Below are 19,106 nucleotides of genomic sequence, written 5' to 3'. Positions count from 1 at the left end.
TCTCTTGACACCCCGGAGGCCGGGACGGAAGTGTCGGACCTCGTCCGCTTCGCCCGGCTTGGGGGTTTGTGTGAAAGCCGCAGTCGTGCTCGCCGCCGTCCTCGCACTGCCGCTGACCGCGGTCGCCGCGGAAGCCGCCGATCCACCCGCGCCGGTGTTCTCCGGCGGCCAGGCGCAACCGGTGTTCAACCCGGCCGACGTCGTGCGCGAAGACGTCTGGGTCACCGCGCCGGTCGACAGCGACCACGACGGCGCCGACGACCTCGTGCACGCCCAGGTCGTCCGGCCGCGCGCCACGCAGCAGGGGATGAAGGTCCCCGTCGTCTACCAGGCCAGCCCGTACTACGCCGGCGGCAACGACGTCGCGAACCACAACGTCGACGTCGAGCTGTACGCGCCGGGGTACGCCCGCGGTCCGGAAGGCCCGCGCGTCGCCGCGCACGGGGTCGGCCCCGCCACCCCGATCACCTGGCGCTACCAGGACTACTTCACCGCGCGCGGCTTCGCCGTCGTCTACGGCGAATCGCTCGGCAGCGGCCTCTCGACCGGCTGCCCGACCACCGGCGACGTCAACGAGACGATCGGCGCGCGCTCGGTCGTCGACTGGCTCAACGGCCGCACCGCCGCGAAGGACGCGAACGGCGCCGCGGCGAAGGCCGACTGGAGCACCGGCAAGACCGGCATGATGGGCGTGTCCTACAACGGGACGCTGCCCAACGCCGTCGCGAGCACCGGTGTCGAAGGCCTGGAGACGATCGTCCCGATCGCCGCGATCTCCAGCTGGTACCAGTACTACCGCAACGACGGCGCCGTCGTGGCGGCCGGCGGCTACCAGGGCGAGGACGCCGACGTGCTCGCCGAGTACGTCCACACCCGCGCCGACCGGCAGGTCTGCCGCCCGGTGATCGACGCGCTGACCCGCGACCAGGACCGCCTGACCGGCGACTACACGCCGTTCTGGGACGTCCGCAACTACCGCAACGACGTCGCGAAGGTGCACGCGTCGGTGCTCGCGGTGCACGGCCTCAACGACTGGAACGTCAAGACCGACCAGGTCGCCGAGTGGTACGAAGCGCTCAAGGCGCACGGCGTCGAGCACAAGATCTGGCTGCACCAGTCCGGCCACGCCGACCCGTACTCGCTGCGGCGCGACGTCTGGCTCGCCACGCTCAACAAGTGGATGTCGCACTACCTCTACGGCGTCGGCAACGGCATCCAGGACGAGCCGAAGGCGACCATCCAGCGCGAAGACCTCTCGTGGACCGACGAAGCCGACTGGCCGGCGCCGGGCACCGCCGACGTCCGCGTCTACCCGTGGCCGGGCGGCCGGTCGAAGGGCGCCATCGACACGCGCAACCCGGTGCCGGGCAAGGCGGCCGTCGAAATCCTCGCCGACGACTCCTCGAAGACGATCGAGCAGCTGGCCGGCGCGGCTTCGTCCGGGAACCGCCTGCTGTACGCGACTTCGGCGGCGAAGCAGTCCGTACGGCTCTCCGGCACCGCCCGCGCCGACCTCGCGCTGGCCTTCGACCGGACCGCGGCGAACGTCTCCGCGATCCTGCTCGACCGCGCCCCCGACGGCACGTCGCACGTGATCAGCCGCGGCTGGACCGACCCGCAGAACCGCACGTCGCCTTCCCGCACCGAGCCGATCACGCCCGGGCAGACCTACCGGATCGGCGTCGAGCTGATGCCGAAGGACTACGTCCTCGCCGCCGGCCACCGGCTCGAGTTCCTGCTCGCCTCCAGCGACCACGACTACACGCTGCGGCCGAAGCCGGGCGCGGGGCTGGCGCTCGACCTGACGAGGACGTCGGTGACGCTCCCGGTGACGGGCGGCAAGCCGGCGCTGCGAGCCGCGTTCGGCTGATGCTGCCGGAGCACCTCCGCGCCGACGTCGCGACGCTGTGGGCGTACCACGACCTGCGGCACGAGCCGCGCCGCTCCGACGTCGGCGTCGGGCTCGGCAGCCGGGACCCCGGCGTCGCCGTGCACACGGCGGAGCTGTTCCACGCCGGCCGGTTCCCGCTGGTCGTGTTCACCGGGGCGAACGCGCCGACGACGATCGAGCGCTTCCCGCGCGGGGAAGCGGTGCACTACCGCGACATCGCGCGGGAACTCGGCGTCCCGGACGACGTGATCCTGGTGGAGCCCGAGGCCCGCAACACCGGCGACAACATCGCGTTCACCCGCCGGCTGCTGGCCGGGCGGGAAATCCGGTCCGTGACGCTGGTGACGCGGCCGTACCAGCAGCGCCGGGCCTACGCGACGGCGAAGCGGCTCTGGCCGGGCGTCGACTTCGTGTGCGCGTCGAAGGCGGCTTCGTTCGAGGACCACGTGAGCGGGGAAGAGGACGTCGAGCGCGTGGTCAGCATGCTCGTCGGCGAGACCCAGCGGGTCACCGAGTACGCCGTGCGGGGCTTCGCGATCCCGCAGCACGTCCCGGCCGGCGTCGAGCGGGCGTCCGACCGGCTGGCCGAAGCCGGGTTCACCCAGCGCCTCCTCCGCCGCCCCGGTGATCACTCAATGTAACGATCATCGCAGGTCAGGCGACTCAAGGGCACCTGCGAGAGGAGCCGCCATGACCTCGACCGCCGACCCCATCCTGGAGAGCTTGCGCGCCCGCCTGTCCGGCACGGTGCTCACCGACGGTGAACCCGGCTACGACGTCGCCCGTTCGGTCTGGAACGGCGAGATCGACCGTCGGCCCGCGGTCGTGGTGCGCCCCGCCGGGGCCGCGGACGTGGCGGCGGCGCTCGCGTACGCGGGCGAAGCGGCGCTCGACGTCTCGGTGCGCGGCGGCGGGCACAACTACGGGGGAGCCGCGGTCGTGGACGGCGGCCTCTGCCTCGACCTGAGCTCGCTCGACGCGATCACCGTCGACCCGGCCGCCCGGACCGCCCGCGTCGGCGGCGGGGCGACGTGGGCGCAGCTCGACGCCGCGACGCAGGAGCACGCGCTCGCGGTGCCCGGCGGCACGATCAGCCACACCGGTGTCGGCGGCCTCACCCTCGGCGGCGGTTTCGGCTGGCTCACCGGCAAGCACGGGCTCTCCTGCGACAACCTGCTCTCGGCCGAAGTCGTCACGGCCGACGGCGAGGTCTTGCGCGCGTCCGCCGACGAGCACCCGGACCTGTTCTGGGCGCTGCGCGGGGGCGGCGGCAACTTCGGCGTCGTCACCGAGTTCGAGTTCCGGCTGCACCCGGTGGGCCCGATCGTCCACCTGGGCCTGTTCTTCTGGGGTCTCGAGGACGGCACCGCCGCACTGCGGCAGGCCCGGGCGGTGCTCGAAACGCTGCCCGGGGAAATGGGCGCGCTAGTCGCCGGGCTCAACGCGCCACCCGCGCCGTTCGTCCCCGAGGCCCACCACTTCCGCCCCGGCTACGCCTTGCTGATCGCCGGGTTCGCGGGGGAGGAGCAGCACGCCGAGGCGATCCGGGCGGCGCGGTCGGGGCCGGCGCCGCTGTTCGAGTTCGTCTCGCCGATCCCGTACGTCGAGCTGCAGCGGATGCTCGACGACGCCGCGCCGTGGGGCATCCTCGGCTACGAAAAGGCCGCCTACGCCGAGGGGTTCACCGAGGAGGTCATCGAGGTGATCGCGGACTTCCTGCCGCGCAAGGCGTCGCCGATGTCGATCATGCCGATCTTCTCGATGCGCGGGGCGTTCACCGAGGTCGCCGCCGACGCGACCGCCTTCGGTGGCCCGCGCCGGGAAAGCATCCTGATCAACATCGACTCGCTCGCGGCCGAACCGGGGCCATTCGCCGTGGACCGCGCATGGGTGCGCGAGTTCTGGGCGGCGCTCGTACCGCACTCGTCCAACCCGGCCGGCTACGTCAACTTCATGGCCGAGTACGAAGAGGACCGCGTCCGGACGTCGTACGGGCCGGCGAAGTACGCGCGGCTCGCCCGGATCAAGGCGCGGTACGACCCGCGCAACGTGTTCCACCACAACGCGAACATCCCGCCCGCGACGTGAGTCAGCCGGCGATCCCGGCCCGGTAGGCGAAGGCGACGGCCTGCGCGCGGTCGCGCAGGCCCGCCTTGGCGAACAAGTGGTTCACGTGGGTCTTCACGGTCGCTTCGCTCACCACCAGGGTGCGCGCGATCTCGGTGTTCGACAGCCCGGCCGCGATCAGCCGCAGCACCTCGATCTCGCGCGCGGTCAGGCCTTCGACCGCCTTGACGCGCTGGGGTGCACCGCGAGTGGCGGCTTCGACGAGCCGCCGCTGCAGCTCGCCGTCCACTGTGGACTGCCCGGCGGCCGCCGAACGCAGGGCCCTGGCGATGGCCTCGGCGTCGGCGTCCTTGGTGAGGAACCCGCGGGCGCCGGCGCGCAACGCGGCCAGCAGTGACTCGTCGTCGGCGTACGTGGTGAGCACGACGACCTCGGTCCCGGGGTGCTCGGCGCGGATCCGTTCGGTGGTTTCCACCCCGTCGCAGCGCGGCATCCGCAGGTCGACCAGCACGACGTCGGGGTGGTGCTCGGCGACCAGGTCGAGCGCGGCGAGCCCGTCGGCGGCGGCGCCGACCACCTCGACGCCGGGCAGCAGCCCGAGCAGCGTGACCAGGCCTTCCCGGACCACGGCCTGGTCGTCGGCCAGCACGACGCGCAGCGTCACGCCGGCACCGTCAGGTGAATCCGCCATCCGTCCTCCCCCGGCCCGCTCTCGACGTGCCCGTCGAGCAGCGCGACCCGTTCGCTCATCCCGCGCAAACCGTAGCCTGCCGCGGGCGCGGCCGGCGGCCGCCTGCCCTGCCGGTCGGCCACCGTCAGCCGCACCGAACCGGCCACGTAGTCCAGCTTGACCTCGACGTCGGCGTACGCGGCGTGCTTGCGGGTGTTGGCCAGCGCCTCCTGCACCGCGCGCACCAGCGCGGCGCCGACCGCCGGGTCGAGCTCACGCGGCTCACCGCTGACCTCGAGGTCCGCGCGCGCCCCGCTGTCCAGCCGGTACGCGGCCAGCAGGTCCGCGATCGCGCGTTCCACCGGCACGGCGTCCTCGCGCAGCGCGGCCACGGCCTGCCGCGCTTCGGCGAGCCCGTCCGCCGCCAGCTGCTGGGCCCGTTCGAGCTGCGCGACGGCGTCCGGGCTGGCCCCGTCGCGCACCAGCATCAGCCGCGCACCCTGCAGGTTGAGCGAGAGCCCGGCCAGCGAGTGCGCGAGGACGTCGTGCAGCTCGCGGGCGATGCGGGCGCGTTCGGCCAGCGCGGCCGCGCGGGCGTGCTCCTCGTTGGCCGTCTGCGCGCGGGCCAGTGCCAGCTCGGTCTGCTCGATGCGGGCCAGCCGGGTGCGCCGGTTCAGCCCCATCAGCACGATCACGGCGAGGACCGCGTACGTCGACAGGGCGCTTTCCCATTGGTCCTGGCGGAGCACCCAGACCGTGGTGATCAGCCCGGCGTTCAGCACGACCGCCAGCACGATCGGCACCGGGGCCTGCCGCAGCACCACGAAGAACGTCGTACCGAACAACGCGACCGACGCCCAGCTGCCCGGCAGGACCACCCAGAGCGCGCCCGCGGACGCGATCACGGCGAGCGCGAGGACCGCCGACGGCGTCCGGGCGCCGAGGTCCTGGACCCACGGCATCGGGATCGACAAGGCGAGGGTGATCCCGATCAGCACCCAGGCGAGTGCGTCCGCGCGGGGCATCGCGGTGACCATCGGCACCGCGATGAGTGCCCAGCGCAGCCAGCCCTGCGCCGACGGGAACGTGACTCGTCGGGGCGTCATGCCGGGTGTCCTCCGCGGGTGCTTGTACGGAAAATGTACCGACGCGGGCTTCCCTTGGTGCGGTCAAACGTCCCGTTCGTCAGGAGGTTCCCCCATGTCCAGGTTGCGACGGCTCGCCGTGCTCGCCGCCGCCGCGGCGCTGCCCGCGCTCGGCCTCACCCTCGCCGGCCAGGCGACCGCCTCGGCCGCGCCGAACTTCCAGGTGCCGTTCAAGTGCGGGGTCACCGTGACCGCCGCGACGTTCAGCGGCCACAGCCCGGCGTACTCCGTCGACTTCCAGAAGTCGGGCATCACCGGCATGCCGGTGCTCGCGTCGGTCGGCGGCACGGTGACGCGCGTGGCGGACGAGGGCAGCACCAGCTACGGCAAGTGGATCGAGCTGGACCACGGCGGCGGCTGGCGGACCCGGTACGCGCACCTGTCGGCCCAGGAGGTCTCGGTCGGGCAGTCGGTCGCCGGCGGCAAGGAGATCGGCAAGGCGGGCGCGACCGGCGGGGTCACCGGGCCGCACCTGCACTTCGAAGAGCGGCTCGACGGCGTGGTGCAGAAGGCGAAGCTGAACGGCGTCGCCGTGCCGTACTACGGGCACACCGACTTCACGAGCAAGAACGGCTGCGGCGGCAACCCGTACTCCGCCGAAGAGGTCTGCGGCTCGGGCTTTTCGGTCATCGACAAGCAGGGTCTGGCGAACTCCTCGGGCACGGCGTACCTGCTGTACAACGCCTCCACCAAGGCGAACTGCGTGACGACGCTGAAGGCGACGTCGCTCGGCACGGCCAGCCCGGTCTCGGCGTTCCTCGAGGTCCAGGGCTCGGCCCGGACGACCGACTCCGGCAGCTTCACCTACTACGCGGGGCCGGTGAAGAAGACGGCCGGCTCCACCTGCGTGAAGTGGGGCGGTTCGGTCGGCAGCAACACCTACGAAAGCGGCTTCGAGCACTGCGGATGACCCGTGCCGGTCGGTGGGGCCGGGCAGCATAGCCCGCCCCACCGACAGGAACGGTCCGTCCGGCCGTCCTCGGGCCCGATCCGTCCACATCGGCCCCGGCCATCCACAGATTTGCCGCCGGCGCCCCGAGCGGCCCCGTCCTGCTCCACGGTGGAGGCATGACCACCGCCACCACGGCCGGCCGGTTGCCGGTCGACCTCCGAGACCCCGCGCTGCTGCTGGCCGCGCTCCCGTACCTGATCGGCTTCCGCCCCGCGAGGTCCGTCGTCCTGCTCGGCCACCGCGCCCCCGAGGGCGATCGCGCCGGCCTGATCCTGCGCGCCGGCATCCCGCGCCGGGAAGACCGCGCCCGCCAAGCCCAGGCGCTCGCACCGCTGCTCGCGGCGGGCTGCCACACCGGCGTGACCGTGGCGATCGTCGGTGGTCGGCGAAGATCCGGCAGCCCGCCGCCGCACGCGGGTCTCGTCAAGCACCTGGCGAAAGCGCTGGGCGAGTACGGCCTCCCGATCCTGCACGCGATGTGGACGACGGGCATCACCACGAACGCACGGTGGGCCTGTTACGAGGAGGACGAGCTCTGCGGCGGCCGGCTCCCGGACCCCCGCGCGACGGTGGTCGCGGCCGCCGCCACCGAGCGCGGCCAGGTGGTGTTCGACAGCCGCGCCGAGATGGCGGCGCTGCTCGACCCGCGGTGCCCGGAGACGATCGCCCGCCGCGCGGAGCTGCTGGCCCGGCTGCCCGAGCCCGGCGGCTTCGACGCGGCGTCGGAGATCCGGGCCGCGTTCGGCCGCCTGCGCCGGGGCGAAGGACCGCCGAGCGACGAGGAAGCCGTCCTGCTGGCGAACGCACTGACGATCCCGGAGATCCGCGACGAGTGCCTCGGCATGGCCGTGCCGCCCGAGAGCTCGGCGGCGCGGGAAGCGGAGCGCCTGTGGCTCACGCTGGTCCGCGAGCTCCCGGCCCCGGAACGCGCGCAACCGGCGGCACTCCTGGGTTACACGGCCTACCTGCGCGGCGACGGCACCTTCGCGGGCATGGCCCTGGAGAACGCGCTGGAAGCGGACCCTGGCCACGTCCTGGCGGACCTGCTGCTGCGGGTCCTGAGCCGCGGCATGCCCCCGGAACAGCTGCTGGGCCTGGCAGAGCACGCCGACCCGGGGGAACGGCCGGCTTCGGGCTGATCATGCCGGACGCCGAACCGAGCCGACCCGGGTGAGGCGTGACTGTCGCGAAAGGACAGTGGCCGGCTCAGCCCTGTGCGGCGCGCCGGGCCTGGGTGAACTCCCAGGCGTCGCGCACGATCCCGGTCAGCTCGATCCGTTCCGGCTTCCACCCGAGTTCTTCCCGGGCCCGGTCGCTGGCCGCCACGAGCACCGAAGGGTCGCCCGCGCGGCGCGGGGCCACCACGGCCGGCACCGCGTGGCCGGTGACCTCGCGGCAGGCCTCGATCACCTCGAGGACGGAGAACCCGGTGCCGTTGCCCAGGTTGTAGATGCGGTGCTCGCCGGCGGTCGCGTGCTTCAGCGCCAGCAGGTGCGCGTCCGCGAGGTCGACGACGTGGATGTAGTCGCGCACCGCGGTGTGGTCCGGCGTCGGGTAGTCGTCGCCGAAGATCGAGATGTGCTCACGGTCGCCGGTGGCGACCTGCAGGACGAGGGGGATGAGATGGGTTTCCGTGGCGTGGCGCTCACCGAAGGCGCCGTACGCGCCGGCGACGTTGAAGTAGCGCAGGCTCACCGCGGCCAGACCGTGCGCGGTGGCGAAGCTGGTGATCGCGGCGTCGATGGCGAGCTTCGTGGCGCCGTAGGTGTTGGTCGGCCGGGTCGGCGCCGACTCCGGGATCGGCGACTGCTCCGGCTCGCCGTAGGTCGCCGCGGTCGAGGAGAACACCAGCCGGGGCGTGCCGTGCTCCTGCATGGCCTCGAGCAGCCGCAGCGACGTGACGACGTTGCCTTCCCAGTACTTCGCCGGCTCCGCCATCGACTCGCCGACCAGCGACTTCGCCGCGAAGTGCAGCACGCCGTCGAAGCCCTCGCGCAGCAGGCTGCCCGCCACCTCGGCGGCGTCGCCCTCGATGAACCGCGCGTCCGGGTGGACCGCGTCGGCGTGCCCGGTGGACAGGTCGTCGACCACGGTGACCTGGTGCCCGGCCTCGACCAGCCGGGCCGCGCAGACACTGCCGACGTACCCCGCTCCGCCCGTCACGACCAGCTTCAGGGCGTTGCTCTGCTCCGACACGTCCAGGCCTTTCTGCCGAGGGTGATGATGCGCTTCAGTCTTCCCCCTCGGCGACGCGCGGGTCCGTCCGGGGGTTGCCCCGGACGGACCCGCGCGGCCTCAGACCTCGTCGCGGCCGGCGCCCCGGGAGGGCACCGCGGTGAACATGCGCGGGCGCCGGTAGCCGGCCTTCTCGTACGCCGTTTCGACGGCCGCCTTGACCCGGTCCAGGTCGGCGTCGCGGACCAGCGCGATCGCCGAACCGCCGAAGCCGCCGCCGGTCATCCGCGAGCCGAGGGCGCCGGCTTCCCGCGCCGAGTCGACCGCGAGGTCCAGCTCGGCCGTGGAGATCCGGTAGTCGTCGCGCATGCTGACGTGCGAGGCGTCCAGGTACGGCCCGATCTCGGCCAGCCGGCCGGCGCGCAGCAGCTCGACGGTCTCGAGCACGCGCTGGTTTTCGGTGACGACGTGGCGCACCAGCGGCACGAGGTCGTCGGGCAGCCGGTCGAGCGCCTCGGCGAGGCCCTCGACGGTGACGTCGCGCAGCGCCTTGACCCTAAGCAGCCCGGCCGCCCGCTCGGTGCCGCGCCGGCGCTCGCCGTAGCCGCCTTCGGCGTGCGAGTGCTTGGTGCGGGTGTCGATGATCAGCACCTGCAGCCCGGCCTCGGCCAGGCCGAACGGCACCTGCTCCTGCTCGCCCGAGCGCACGTCGAGGAACAGCACGTGCGACTCGGTGCAGCAGAGGGACGCCGTCTGGTCGAGCAGGCCGGTCGGCGCGCCGACGAAGTCGTTTTCCGAACGCTGGACCCAGCGCGCGACCTGGGGCCGCGTCGGGATGCCGTCACCGGTGCCGTCGAGCTCCAGGCCGGCCAGGCCCAGCAACGCCAGCGACACCGCGCACTCGAGCGCGTGGGAGGAGGACAGCCCCGCCCCGGACGGTACGTCCCCGGCGATGACCAGGTCGGCGCCGGCGGCGAAGCCCTGGTCGCGCAGCACCCAGGCGACGCCGGCCGGGTACGCGGCCCACCCGTCGACCGTGCCCGGCGCCAGGTCGGCGATCTTGAGCTCGCCCGAGCGCTGGATCTGGCCGTCGTCGCCGAGGGTGGCCACGGACAGGACGCCGTCTTCCCGGGGTGACGCGGCCGCGGCCAGCCGGTGCGGCAGCGCGAACGGCAGCACGAAGCCGTCGTTGTAGTCGGTGTGCTCGCCGATCAGGTTGACCCGGCCGGGCGCCGACCAGACGCCCGTGGGTACGGTGCCGTGGACCGTGCGGAACGCCGCCACGGCCTCCGAAGCGGGGCTCACCTGGCCTGGGCCAGGACGGCGTGCAGCGCGGACGTCGCGACCTGGGCGGTGGTGTCCCCGCCGGTGACCTCGATGGTGCCGCCGTTGGTCTTGCCGATGGTGACCGTGCCGCCCGGCACGATGCCGACGGACTTGAGCTCGGTCATCAGCGACTCGTCCAGCTGGACGTGCTCGGCGATGCGCCGGATCTCGACGCGGCCGCCGCCGGTGCGGGCGAACTCGTCGAGCCGGACCAGGTCGGCCTCCGCGGGCGGCGCGGGGTCGCCGTCGCCCAGCTTGTCCAGGCCCGGGATCGGGTTGCCGTAGGGGGAGGTGGTCGGGTGGTCGAGCAGCTTGACCAGCTTGCGCTCGACGGCTTCGCTCATCACGTGCTCCCACCGGCACGCCTCGTTGTGCACGTGCTCCCACTCGAGCCCGATCACGTCGACGAGGAGGCGCTCGGCCAGGCGGTGCTTGCGCATGACGGCGATGGCCAGTTCACGGCCGTGGTCGGTCAGCTGGAGGTGCCGGTCGTCGGCGACCACGACCAGCCCGTCGCGCTCCATCCGGGCGACGGTCTGGCTGACGGTCGGGCCGCTCTGCTGCAAGCGCTCGGCGATGCGGGCGCGCAGCGGAACGACTCCCTCTTCTTCGAGCTCGTAGATCGTACGCAAGTACATCTCGGTGGTGTCGATGAGATCGTTCACGCTGTCCCCTTCGTCCGCGTCGCTCATCGTAGTCGTTGGCACCGACAGCGGCGGCGGGCCTGGTGGATACGGTGCCGTCGGTTACCGATCCGACGCGGTCATGGCGGAAACCGTCGGCTCGCGCGGATCGATGGCGGGCCGTGTCCGACTGCTTCCGGCCGGATCGGCACCACCCCGCCGGTTGGGGGAGATGTCCGCACCCCGGCGCGGCCGGGCGCCGGGCCGCTGCAAGATGGGAGCATGCGTCCGCTGATCAGCACCACCGACCTCGCCGCCGCGCTGGCGGGCCCGGCCGCCGGGCGGCCCGTCGTCCTCGACGTCCGCTGGCGCCTCGCCGGCCCGCCGGCCGCCGAGTCCTACGCGGCGGGCCACGTACCCGGCGCGGTGTTCGTCGACCTCGACCGGGTCCTCGCCGCCGAGCCGGGCGAAGGCGGCCGCCACCCGCTGCCGGCCCCCGCCGACCTGCAGCGCGACCTGCGCGCGGCCGGCGTCCGGGCGGGTCACCCGGTGGTGGCCTACGACGACGCGGACGGCTCGGTGGCGGCCCGTGCGTGGTGGCTGCTGCGCTGGGCAGGCCACGAAGAGGTGGCGGTCCTCGACGGCGGTTACGCGGCGTGGTCGGCCGAGGACCACCCGGTCAGTACCGAAGAGGCACACCCGGAACCGGGCGACCTCACGGTCCGCCCGGGCGCGATGCCGGTCCTCGACGCGGACGAGGCAGCGGCCCTGGCCCGCGACGGCCTCCTCCTCGACGCCCGCGCCACCCCGCGCTACGCCGGCGAGACGGAACCGGTCGACCCCCGAGCGGGCCACATCCCGGGCGCGGTGAACGCCCCGTTCGCCGGCCACATCGCGGCCGACGGCCGCTGGCACACCCCGGCGGACCTGGCCGCCCGCTTCACGGACCTGGGCCTGCGCCCGGGCGAGCCGGTGGCCGCGTACTGCGGCTCAGGAGTGACGGCGAGTTCGGTGGTACTGGCCCTGGAACTGGCCGGCCACCCCGGCGCGGGCCTGTACGCGGGCTCGTGGTCGCACTGGTCCCGCAACCCCGACCGCCCCGCGGCGACCGGCCCCCTGCCCGGCTGAGCACCCGGGATCGAGCGCGTCCCGGCCCGGCCGGGCCGGGACGTGGCTGCCCGCGGGCCACCCACCGACCGCGGCGCGGCCCACATCCGGCCCTTTCGGGTCCACACAGTCCCCCGAACGGCACTACAGTCGGACACTATGTCGCCGGCCGTCGTTTGGGACTCCGCCCTTCTCGGTTATGACCTGGGTGCGGATCACCCGTTCAACCCCGTCCGGCTGGAGCTCACCGTCCGGCTGGCCACCGAACTCGGCGTGCTCGACGACGTCCCGCTCCTCGTCCCGACCGGCGCCGGCGACGAAGAACTCCTCCGGATCCACGCGCCCGAATACCTCGCCGCCGTGCGGGACGCACCGCTCGTCGGGTGGGACGTCGGGCACGGGCTCGGCACCTCGGACAACCCCGTCTTCCCGGACATGCACGACGCCTCCGCGCTCGTCGTCGGGTCCACGCTGCTCGCCGCCCGCAAGATCGCCGAAGGCGAAGCCACTCGCGCGGTCAACATCGCCGGCGGCCTGCACCACGCGATGCGCGACCGGGCGGCCGGGTTCTGCGTCTACAACGACTGCGCCGTCGCCATCTCCTGGCTGCTCGACCACGGCTTCGAGCGGATCGCCTACATCGACACCGACGTCCACCACGGCGACGGCGTCCAGACCGCCTTCTACGACGACCCGCGCGTCCTCACGATCTCGCTGCACCAGCACCCCTTCACGCTCTGGCCGGGCACCGGCTACTCGGCCGAGACCGGCCGCGGGAAGGCCGACGGGACGGCCGTCAACATCCCGTTGCCGCCGCGGACGCGGGATCCCGGGTGGCTGCGGGCGTTCAACGCCGTCGTCCCGTCGCTGCTCGCCGACTTCGAACCGCAGCTGCTGTTCACCCAGTGCGGCGTCGACTCGCACGAAGAAGACCCGCTCGCCGACCTCTCGCTGTCCGTCGACGGGCACCGCACCATCTACACCACCCTGCGCGACCTCGCCGAGACCTACGCCGGCGGCAAGTGGATCGCCGTCGGGGGCGGGGGCTACCAGCTGATCCGCGTGGTCCCGCGGTCGTGGACGCACCTGATCGCCACCGTCCTGAACCGGGACGTCGACCCGGCGACGCCGCTGCCGCCCGGCTGGAAAACCACCGTCGGCAAGGCCGCGCCGCAGGCCGAACTCCCCAGCACGATGACCGACGACCGCGACACGGAGTTCAAGCCGTGGGGCGACGGCGAAGACGACCCGGTCGACATCGCCGTCCGGGACACCCGCCGCGCCGTCTTCCCCCTGCACGGCCTCGACCCGGACGATCCGAGGGACTGATCATGGCCGGCCGGGACCCCTTCGACTACCCCCGCGACTGGGAAGCCGACGTCGTGCTGTCCGACGGCGGCACCGTCCACCTGCGCCCGATCGTGCCCACCGACGCCGACGGGCTGGTCGCCTTCCACGGCAAGCTGTCCGAGCGCACGCGGTACTTCCGCTACTTCGGCGCCTACCCGCGGATCCCGGAGAAGGACCTCAAGCGCTTTTCCACCGTCGACCACCACGACCGGGTCGCGTTCGCCGCGTTCCTGGGCGACGACATCGTCGCCGTCGGGCGGTACGAACGGCTCGACAGCGGGCCGTCGGCGGAGGTCGCCTTCGTCGTGAGCGACGCGCACCAGGGGCGCGGGCTCGGCTCGATCCTGCTCGAACACCTCGCCGCGGCCGCGTCCGAATGCGGGCTGCGCCGGTTCGTCGCCGAGGTGCTCGCCGAGAACGCCGCCATGGTGCGCGTCTTCCGCGACGCCGGCTACCAGGTCAGCCGCGAGATCGAGGAAGGCGTGCTGCACCTGGAGTTCGACATCGACCCGACCGAGGAGTCGCTCGCGGTCGCGCGCTCGCGGGAGCAGGCGGCCGAGGCCCGCAGCGTGCACAACCTGCTGCACCCGTCGTCGGTCGCGGTGATCGGCGCGTCGGCCGAGCCGGGCAAGGTCGGCCACGTCGCCTTCGTGAACCTGCTGGCCGCCGCGTTCACCGGCACCGTCTACCCGGTCAACCCGGAGCACCGCGCGATCCGCGGCGTCCGCGCCTATCCGTCCGTGCTGGACATCCCGGACCCGGTCGACCTGGCCGTCGTCGCGGTGCCCGCCGAGGCCGTCGAGTCCGTTTTGGACGCTTGCCTGGCCAAGGGCGTCAAAACGCTGCTGATCCTGTCGAGCGGGTTCGCCGAAGCCGGACCGCACGGCCTGCACGCCGAGCTGCGGCTGGTCGGCGAGGCACGCGCGCACGGCATGCGCGTGGTCGGCCCGAACGCGCTCGGCGTGCTCAACACGACGCCCGGCATCCGGTTGAACGCCACGCTCGCGCCGCGCCTGCCCGGTCGCGGGCGCACCGGCTTCTTCTGCCAGTCCGGCGCGCTGGGGACCGCGATCCTCGCCGACGCTGAGGCGCGCGGCCTCGGGCTGTCGACGTTCGTCTCGGCGGGCAACCGCGCCGACGTCTCGGGCAACGACCTGTTGCAGTACTGGGAAACCGACCCGGACACCGACCTCGTGCTGCTGTACCTCGAGTCCTTCGGCAACCCGCGCAAGTTCGCGCGGCTGGCCCGCCGGCTCGCGCGCACGAAGCCGATCGTCGCGGTGAAGTCGGGACGGCACGCGGTCCGCCCGCAGCTCGCGGCGACGTCCACGGAGATCGACGAGGCCAGCGTCCAGGCGCTGTTCGAGCAGGCCGGCGTGGTGCGGGTGGAGTCACTGGCGCAGCTGTTCGACACGGCGCTCGTGTTCGCCCACCAGCCGCTGCCCGCCGGCCCGCGGGTCGCCATCGTCGGCAACTCGAGCGCGATCGGCCTGCTGGCCGCGGACACCGCGCGGATGCAGGGCCTGCGGCTCGCCTCGGACCCGGTGGACGTCGGCCCGCAGGCGAGCCCGGAGGACTTCGCGAAGGCGGTCGGCGAAGCGCTGACGTCGCCGGAGACCGACGCGCTGGTCGTCGTGTTCGCACCGCCGATCGCAATTCCCGGCACGGCGTACGCGCGTGCCCTGCGGGAAACCGTGGTCGAGCTGGGGCAGCGCAAGCCGATCGTCTCGACGTTCCTCGCCGCGGAAGGCGTACCGGACGAGCTGGCCGTGTTCAGCGACGACGGCGTGCCGACGCGCGGGTCGATCCCGTCCTACCCGAGCCCGGAACGCGCGGTGAACGCCCTCGCGAGGGTCGTCCGCTACGCGGCGTGGCGGCAGCGCCCGCAGGGCACCCTCGTGCGGCCGCAGGGGATCCACACGGAACAGGCGCAGGGCCTGGTCCGCGAACTCCTGGACGCCGAGAGCGGCAAGACGACGCTGCTGTCCGACACCGACGTCGTCCGGCTGCTGGGCTGCTACGGCATCGACGTCGTGCCGTTCCGCATAGTGTCCACAGTGGACGAAGCCATCGCGGCGGCGGCCGAGCTGGGCTTCCCGGTGACGCTCAAAGCGGTCGACGAACGCCTGCGCGGCCGCCCCGACCTGGCCGGCGTCCGGCTCGACCTGGCCTCCGCGGACTCGGTGCGCACGGCGTACGAAACCCTGCGCGAAATCTCCGGCGACGACGAGGTGTACGTCCAGCGGATGGCACCGAAGGGCCTGTCGTGCGTGATCGGCCTGCAGGACGACCCGTCGTTCGGCACGCTGGTCTCGTTCGGGCTGTCCGGCCTGGTCAGCACCCTGCTGGGCGACCGCGCCTACCGCGCGGTCCCCCTCACCGACGTCGACGCGGCAACGCTGCTGCGCGAGCCCCGAACGGCCCCCCTGCTGACGGGCTACCGCGGCGACGAGCCGGCCGACCTGGCGGCGCTGCAGGACATGGTGCTGCGCGTGGCAGCCTTGGCGGAGGACAACCCCGAGGTCCGCTCACTGGTACTGGACCCGATCCTGGCCTCCCCGGACGGCGCATTCGTCGCCAACGCCCGCCTGGTCCTGGGCTTGCCCCCAACCCGCCCCGACACGGGCCCCCGCCGCCTGCGCGCGATCAACCCGCTGGACTGAGCATGCCCACGCCGCCAGACCCCACCCACAACCGGCCCCCACACTCACCCGACCCGGCTGACCCGGCCACAACGCCCGACCCGGCCCAGGCGCCCGACCCGGCTCGCGCGACTGACTCGGCCATGCCGACCGATCCCCTTCGACACCGGCCGCCGCGATCGACCGGCTCGGCTAGCCCGGCCACCCGGGCCGCTCCGGCTGGCTCGGCTGCATCGACCGAGCCGGCGGAGTGGGCTGACTCTGCCGCACCGGGCGGCCAGGCCATGCCGCCCGGTCCGGCTGGCTCAGCCACCTCGCTCGGTCCGGCTGCCTCGGCCACCCGGGCCATTCCGGCTGGCTCGGCTGCATCGACCGAGCCGGCGGAGCGGGCTGACTCTGCCGCACCGGGCGGCCAGGCCGGGTCGCCTGAGCCGGCTGCGCCGGCCGATTTGGCCACCCGGGCCGATCCGGCCGACCGGGCTGCACCGACCGAGCTGGCGGAGTGGACTGACTCTGCCGCACCGGGTGGCCAGGCCGGGTCGCCTGGGCCGGCTGCGCCGGCCGACCGGGCCGACCGGGCCACTCCGGCTGACCGGGCTGCACCGATCGAGCCGACGGAGCGGACTGACTCCGCGGTATCGACCGGCCAGGTCAGGCCGCCCGGTCCGGCTGCGCCGGCCGACCGGGCCACTCCGGCCGACCGGGCTGCACCGATCGAGCCGGCGGAGCGGGCTGACTCCGCCGCACCGGGCGGCCAGGCCGGGCCGCCCGGCTCGGCCACCTCGCCCGGTCCGGCTGCGCCGGCTGGCCCGGCCACCTCGACTGTGCCGACTGGCCCCGCCCCGGCGGCTGAGTCTGCTGCGCCGGCTGGCCCGGCCGAGCCGCCTGATTCGGCTGCCCCGACTGGCCAGGCCGATCCCGCCGCCCCGACTGGCCCGACCGAGCCGGCGGATTCCGCCGCGTCGGCTGGCACGACCACCACACCCGGCCCGAACCGCGCCCCCGCGACCGGCCCGACCACCCTCGCCGACCTCCTGACCCGGCACGCCGCAGACCTCCCCGGCGCGGTAGCCCTCATCGCCCACGGCGACCAGGTCGAAACCGCAGCCATCGGCTCGGCCGACGCCAAGCACACCCTCCCCATGGCGCGCGACTCCCTCTTCCGCATCGCCTCCCTGACCAAACCGATCGTCGCCGCGGCGCTGCTCCTCCTCGTCGACGAAGGCGACCTCGCCCTCGAAGACCCCATCGCGCCGTGGCTCCCCGAACTGGCCTCCCCACTAGTGGTCCGCACCCCACAAGGCCCAGTCGACGACGTAGTCCCCGCCACCCGCCCGATCACCGTGGAAGACCTGCTCACCTTCCGCTGCGGCTACGGCCTGGCCGCCGACATGACGCTGCCCGCCGTCGACCTGCTCCTCCAGGTCCTCGGCCACCCGGCCGCTCCTCCTCGCGGGCTCACTCCCGACGAGTGGCTGGCCGCGCTCGCGCAAGTGCCGCTGCTGCACCAGCCCGGCGAGGCATGGCTCTACGACACCGCCTCCGATCTCCAAGGCGTGCTGATCTCGCGAGTCACCGGCCGTCCGCTGCCGGAGTTCCTGGCGGAGCACCTGTTCGAGCCGCTCGGTATGGCCGATACCGGGTTCACCGTGCCGACCGCCGCGCTGGGCCGGCTGACCAGCGCTTACCGCCGGGGCGAGGACGGGCTGCGGCTGATCGACTCGCCCGAAGGCCGCTGGAGCACCCCGCCGTCGTTCTCCTCCGGGTCGGGCGGGCTCGTCTCGACCGTCGACGACCTGCTCGCCTTCGGCCGCTTCCTGCTGGCCGAAGGCACGGCCGGCCGGCGGCTCTCCCCGCACTCGGTTCGCGCGATGACGACCGACCACCTGACACCCGAGCAGCGCGAAGCCGGCCGGGTTTTCCTGCACGGACAGGGCTGGGGCTACGGCGGTTCGGTCGACGTCGAGCCGACGCACCCCGGCGAGGTGGCCGGCCGCTACGGCTGGGTCGGCGGTGCCGGCACCGCCTGGCACATCGTCCCCTCGACCGGCACGGTTTCGGTGCTGCTCACCCAGGTCGAGCTGACCAGCCCCGAGCCCACTCCGCTGATGCGCGAATTCTGGACGTACGCCGTTTAGCCGGCCAGTGCGTCACCCAGCGCCAGCAGCTGCGGTGTCGCCGAACCCAGCTCGAACTCCAGCCGCTTCGCCGCCGTGAAATAGCGGTGCACCACGTGGTCGACGTCGATGCCGACGCCGCCGTGGACGTGGACCGTCGTGTGGGCCACGCGATGACCGGCCTCCGCGGCCCAGAACTTCGCCGTCGCCACCGCTTCCGTCGCGGGGAGGTCCGACGCCAGCCGCCACGCGGCTTGCAGGGTCGTCAGGCGGACCGCTTCGACGTCGACGTACGCGTCCGCGAGCCGCTGGCGTACCGCCTGAAAACCGCCGATGACGTGGTCGAACTGCTTGCGCTCGCCCGCGTACGCCGCCGTCAGCTCCAGGGCCCGCTCGACGACGCCGAGCTGCTGCGCGCACACGCCGGCCGTCCCGCGCAGGCGCAGCCACTCGGCGATGGCGCCCAGCGAAGTCCCCTGGACGTCGGACAGCTCCAGCAGGCACGCGTCCGCGTGGTCGGTCGTGCGCTGCGGCCGCACCGACACCCCGGCCGCGGCCGCGTCGACCAGGAAGACCTCGTCCGCGGCGGCGACCAGGAACCCGTGGGCGAACGCGCCGAAAGCCACGGCCGGCCGTGCACCGGACAACCGGCCACCGACGGCGGTGAAGCCGGACAGCGCCACGGCCAGCACGCGCTCGCCGCGCAGCACCGGCAGCACCCAGCGGTCCACCAGCTCGGGCGTGCCGAACTCGGCCAGCGCCGACGCCGCCATCGTGATCGAGGGCAGGTAGGGGACCGCCGCCACCGCGCGGCCGATTTCGGTGAGCACCGCGCACTGTTCGAGCAGGCCGAACCCGCCGCCGCCGAGCGACGACGGCAGGGCTGCGTCGAGCACGCCCGCCTGTCCCAAGGCCGTCCACAGTGGAGCGTCGAAGCCGCCGGTGCCGTGCGGGTCGTGGGTGGTCTTGCCGGCGAGGATCCGCCGGCTCAGCGCGGCGAGGTCGGCCGACGCCTCGGAAGGGGTGAAGTCCATGGACGCT

The 19,106-nt window shown here is 73.5% G+C and carries 15 protein-coding genes; 9 read left to right on the top strand and 6 right to left on the bottom strand.

Annotated features, from left to right (window positions below; translation table 11 throughout):
* The first annotated feature begins 70 nt into the window (after window positions 1–70).
* The 3 genes from MUY14_RS24430 to MUY14_RS24420 are packed head-to-tail and all read left to right on the top strand — an operon-like array spanning window position 71 to window position 3,979.
* Window positions 71–1,870, top strand: a complete 1,800-nt coding sequence (locus MUY14_RS24430) for a Xaa-Pro dipeptidyl-peptidase (protein ID WP_247012191.1) — start codon at window positions 71–73, stop codon at window positions 1,868–1,870.
* Window positions 1,870–2,532, top strand: coding sequence for a YdcF family protein (locus MUY14_RS24425; RefSeq protein WP_247012190.1), 663 nt, complete (start codon window positions 1,870–1,872; stop codon window positions 2,530–2,532). Before MUY14_RS24430 ends, MUY14_RS24425 begins: the two co-directional genes overlap by 1 nt.
* Window positions 2,533–2,581: 49 nt before the next feature.
* The gene (locus MUY14_RS24420; protein WP_247012188.1) at window positions 2,582–3,979 is read left to right on the top strand and encodes an FAD-binding oxidoreductase; all 1,398 of its coding nucleotides are present in this window, start codon (window positions 2,582–2,584) and stop codon (window positions 3,977–3,979) included.
* Window position 3,980: 1 nt separating this feature from the next.
* Here the strand turns inward: MUY14_RS24420 and MUY14_RS24415 are convergent, their stop codons facing one another.
* Window positions 3,981–4,622, bottom strand: coding sequence for a response regulator transcription factor (locus tag MUY14_RS24415; RefSeq protein ID WP_247025223.1), 642 nt, complete (start codon window positions 4,620–4,622; stop codon window positions 3,981–3,983).
* Entirely contained in the window at window positions 4,619–5,734 is a 1,116-nt protein-coding gene (locus MUY14_RS24410; RefSeq protein ID WP_247012186.1) for a sensor histidine kinase, read from the bottom strand. The genes MUY14_RS24415 and MUY14_RS24410 overlap by 4 nt, the downstream gene beginning before the upstream one ends.
* A gap of 94 nt (window positions 5,735–5,828) precedes the next feature.
* Here MUY14_RS24410 and MUY14_RS24405 point away from each other — a divergent pair, with 94 nt between their 5' ends.
* Window positions 5,829–6,683: a M23 family metallopeptidase gene (locus tag MUY14_RS24405; RefSeq protein ID WP_247012184.1), complete on the top strand. Its 855-nt coding sequence runs from the start codon at window positions 5,829–5,831 to the stop codon at window positions 6,681–6,683.
* A gap of 158 nt (window positions 6,684–6,841) precedes the next feature.
* Window positions 6,842–7,864: a DUF4192 domain-containing protein gene (locus MUY14_RS24400; protein WP_247012182.1), complete on the top strand. Its 1,023-nt coding sequence runs from the start codon at window positions 6,842–6,844 to the stop codon at window positions 7,862–7,864.
* Between the two features lie 67 nt (window positions 7,865–7,931).
* On the opposite strand, the gene galE is transcribed toward MUY14_RS24400, so the two are convergent.
* The 3 genes from galE to MUY14_RS24385 form a co-directional block, all read right to left on the bottom strand.
* Window positions 7,932–8,921 (bottom strand): UDP-glucose 4-epimerase GalE, encoded by a 990-nt coding sequence (galE, locus tag MUY14_RS24395; protein ID WP_247012180.1) that lies wholly within the window; start codon window positions 8,919–8,921, stop codon window positions 7,932–7,934.
* A 99-nt stretch (window positions 8,922–9,020) separates the two neighbouring features.
* Window positions 9,021–10,205: a galactokinase gene (gene galK, locus MUY14_RS24390; RefSeq protein WP_247012178.1), complete on the bottom strand. Its 1,185-nt coding sequence runs from the start codon at window positions 10,203–10,205 to the stop codon at window positions 9,021–9,023.
* Window positions 10,202–10,918: a metal-dependent transcriptional regulator gene (locus MUY14_RS24385; RefSeq protein ID WP_281506176.1), complete on the bottom strand. Its 717-nt coding sequence runs from the start codon at window positions 10,916–10,918 to the stop codon at window positions 10,202–10,204. The genes galK and MUY14_RS24385 overlap by 4 nt, the downstream gene beginning before the upstream one ends.
* Window positions 10,919–11,131: 213 nt before the next feature.
* On the opposite strand from MUY14_RS24385, the gene MUY14_RS24380 reads away from it, so the two are divergent.
* The 4 genes from MUY14_RS24380 to MUY14_RS24365 all read left to right on the top strand — a co-directional run bounded on the left by MUY14_RS24380 (window position 11,132) and on the right by MUY14_RS24365 (window position 18,086).
* Complete coding sequence (locus MUY14_RS24380; RefSeq protein ID WP_247012174.1) at window positions 11,132–11,977, top strand: sulfurtransferase; 846 nt, start codon at window positions 11,132–11,134, stop codon at window positions 11,975–11,977.
* Window positions 11,978–12,115: 138 nt separating this feature from the next.
* Complete coding sequence (locus MUY14_RS24375; RefSeq protein WP_247012172.1) at window positions 12,116–13,285, top strand: acetoin utilization protein AcuC; 1,170 nt, start codon at window positions 12,116–12,118, stop codon at window positions 13,283–13,285.
* A 2-nt stretch (window positions 13,286–13,287) separates the two neighbouring features.
* Window positions 13,288–15,969, top strand: coding sequence for a bifunctional GNAT family N-acetyltransferase/acetate--CoA ligase family protein (locus MUY14_RS24370; protein ID WP_247012170.1), 2,682 nt, complete (start codon window positions 13,288–13,290; stop codon window positions 15,967–15,969).
* Between the two features lie 1,013 nt (window positions 15,970–16,982).
* Window positions 16,983–18,086, top strand: coding sequence for a serine hydrolase (locus MUY14_RS24365; protein WP_247025222.1), 1,104 nt, complete (start codon window positions 16,983–16,985; stop codon window positions 18,084–18,086).
* On the opposite strand, the gene MUY14_RS24360 is transcribed toward MUY14_RS24365, so the two are convergent.
* Window positions 18,083–19,099 carry an acyl-CoA dehydrogenase family protein gene (locus tag MUY14_RS24360; protein ID WP_247012168.1) on the bottom strand — a complete coding sequence of 339 codons (1,017 nt, stop codon included), beginning with the start codon at window positions 19,097–19,099 and terminating at the stop codon, window positions 18,083–18,085. The genes MUY14_RS24365 and MUY14_RS24360 overlap by 4 nt on opposite strands.
* Window positions 19,100–19,106: the final 7 nt, after the last annotated feature.

The sequence above is a fragment of the Amycolatopsis sp. FBCC-B4732 genome, assembly GCF_023008405.1.
In the GTDB taxonomy this organism is placed as follows: Bacteria; Actinomycetota; Actinomycetes; order Mycobacteriales; family Pseudonocardiaceae; genus Amycolatopsis; species Amycolatopsis pretoriensis_A.
This window is presented reverse-complemented; position numbering and strand designations above follow the sequence as displayed.

Bases quoted from the DNA above. Each gene is read 5' to 3' on its own strand.
- MUY14_RS24400 (WP_247012182.1), top strand. From the start codon at position 6,842: ATGACCACCGCCACCACGGCCGGCCGGTTGCCGGTCGACCTCCGAGAC.
- MUY14_RS24360 (WP_247012168.1), bottom strand. From the start codon at position 19,099: ATGGACTTCACCCCTTCCGAGGCGTCGGCCGACCTCGCCGCGCTGAGC.
- MUY14_RS24380 (WP_247012174.1), top strand. From the start codon at position 11,132: ATGCGTCCGCTGATCAGCACCACCGACCTCGCCGCCGCGCTGGCGGGC.
- MUY14_RS24385 (WP_281506176.1), bottom strand. From the start codon at position 10,918: ATGAGCGACGCGGACGAAGGGGACAGCGTGAACGATCTCATCGACACC.
- MUY14_RS24420 (WP_247012188.1), top strand. From the start codon at position 2,582: ATGACCTCGACCGCCGACCCCATCCTGGAGAGCTTGCGCGCCCGCCTG.
- MUY14_RS24375 (WP_247012172.1), top strand. From the start codon at position 12,116: ATGTCGCCGGCCGTCGTTTGGGACTCCGCCCTTCTCGGTTATGACCTG.
- MUY14_RS24410 (WP_247012186.1), bottom strand. From the start codon at position 5,734: ATGACGCCCCGACGAGTCACGTTCCCGTCGGCGCAGGGCTGGCTGCGC.
- MUY14_RS24425 (WP_247012190.1), top strand. From the start codon at position 1,870: ATGCTGCCGGAGCACCTCCGCGCCGACGTCGCGACGCTGTGGGCGTAC.
- MUY14_RS24405 (WP_247012184.1), top strand. From the start codon at position 5,829: ATGTCCAGGTTGCGACGGCTCGCCGTGCTCGCCGCCGCCGCGGCGCTG.
- MUY14_RS24370 (WP_247012170.1), top strand. From the start codon at position 13,288: ATGGCCGGCCGGGACCCCTTCGACTACCCCCGCGACTGGGAAGCCGAC.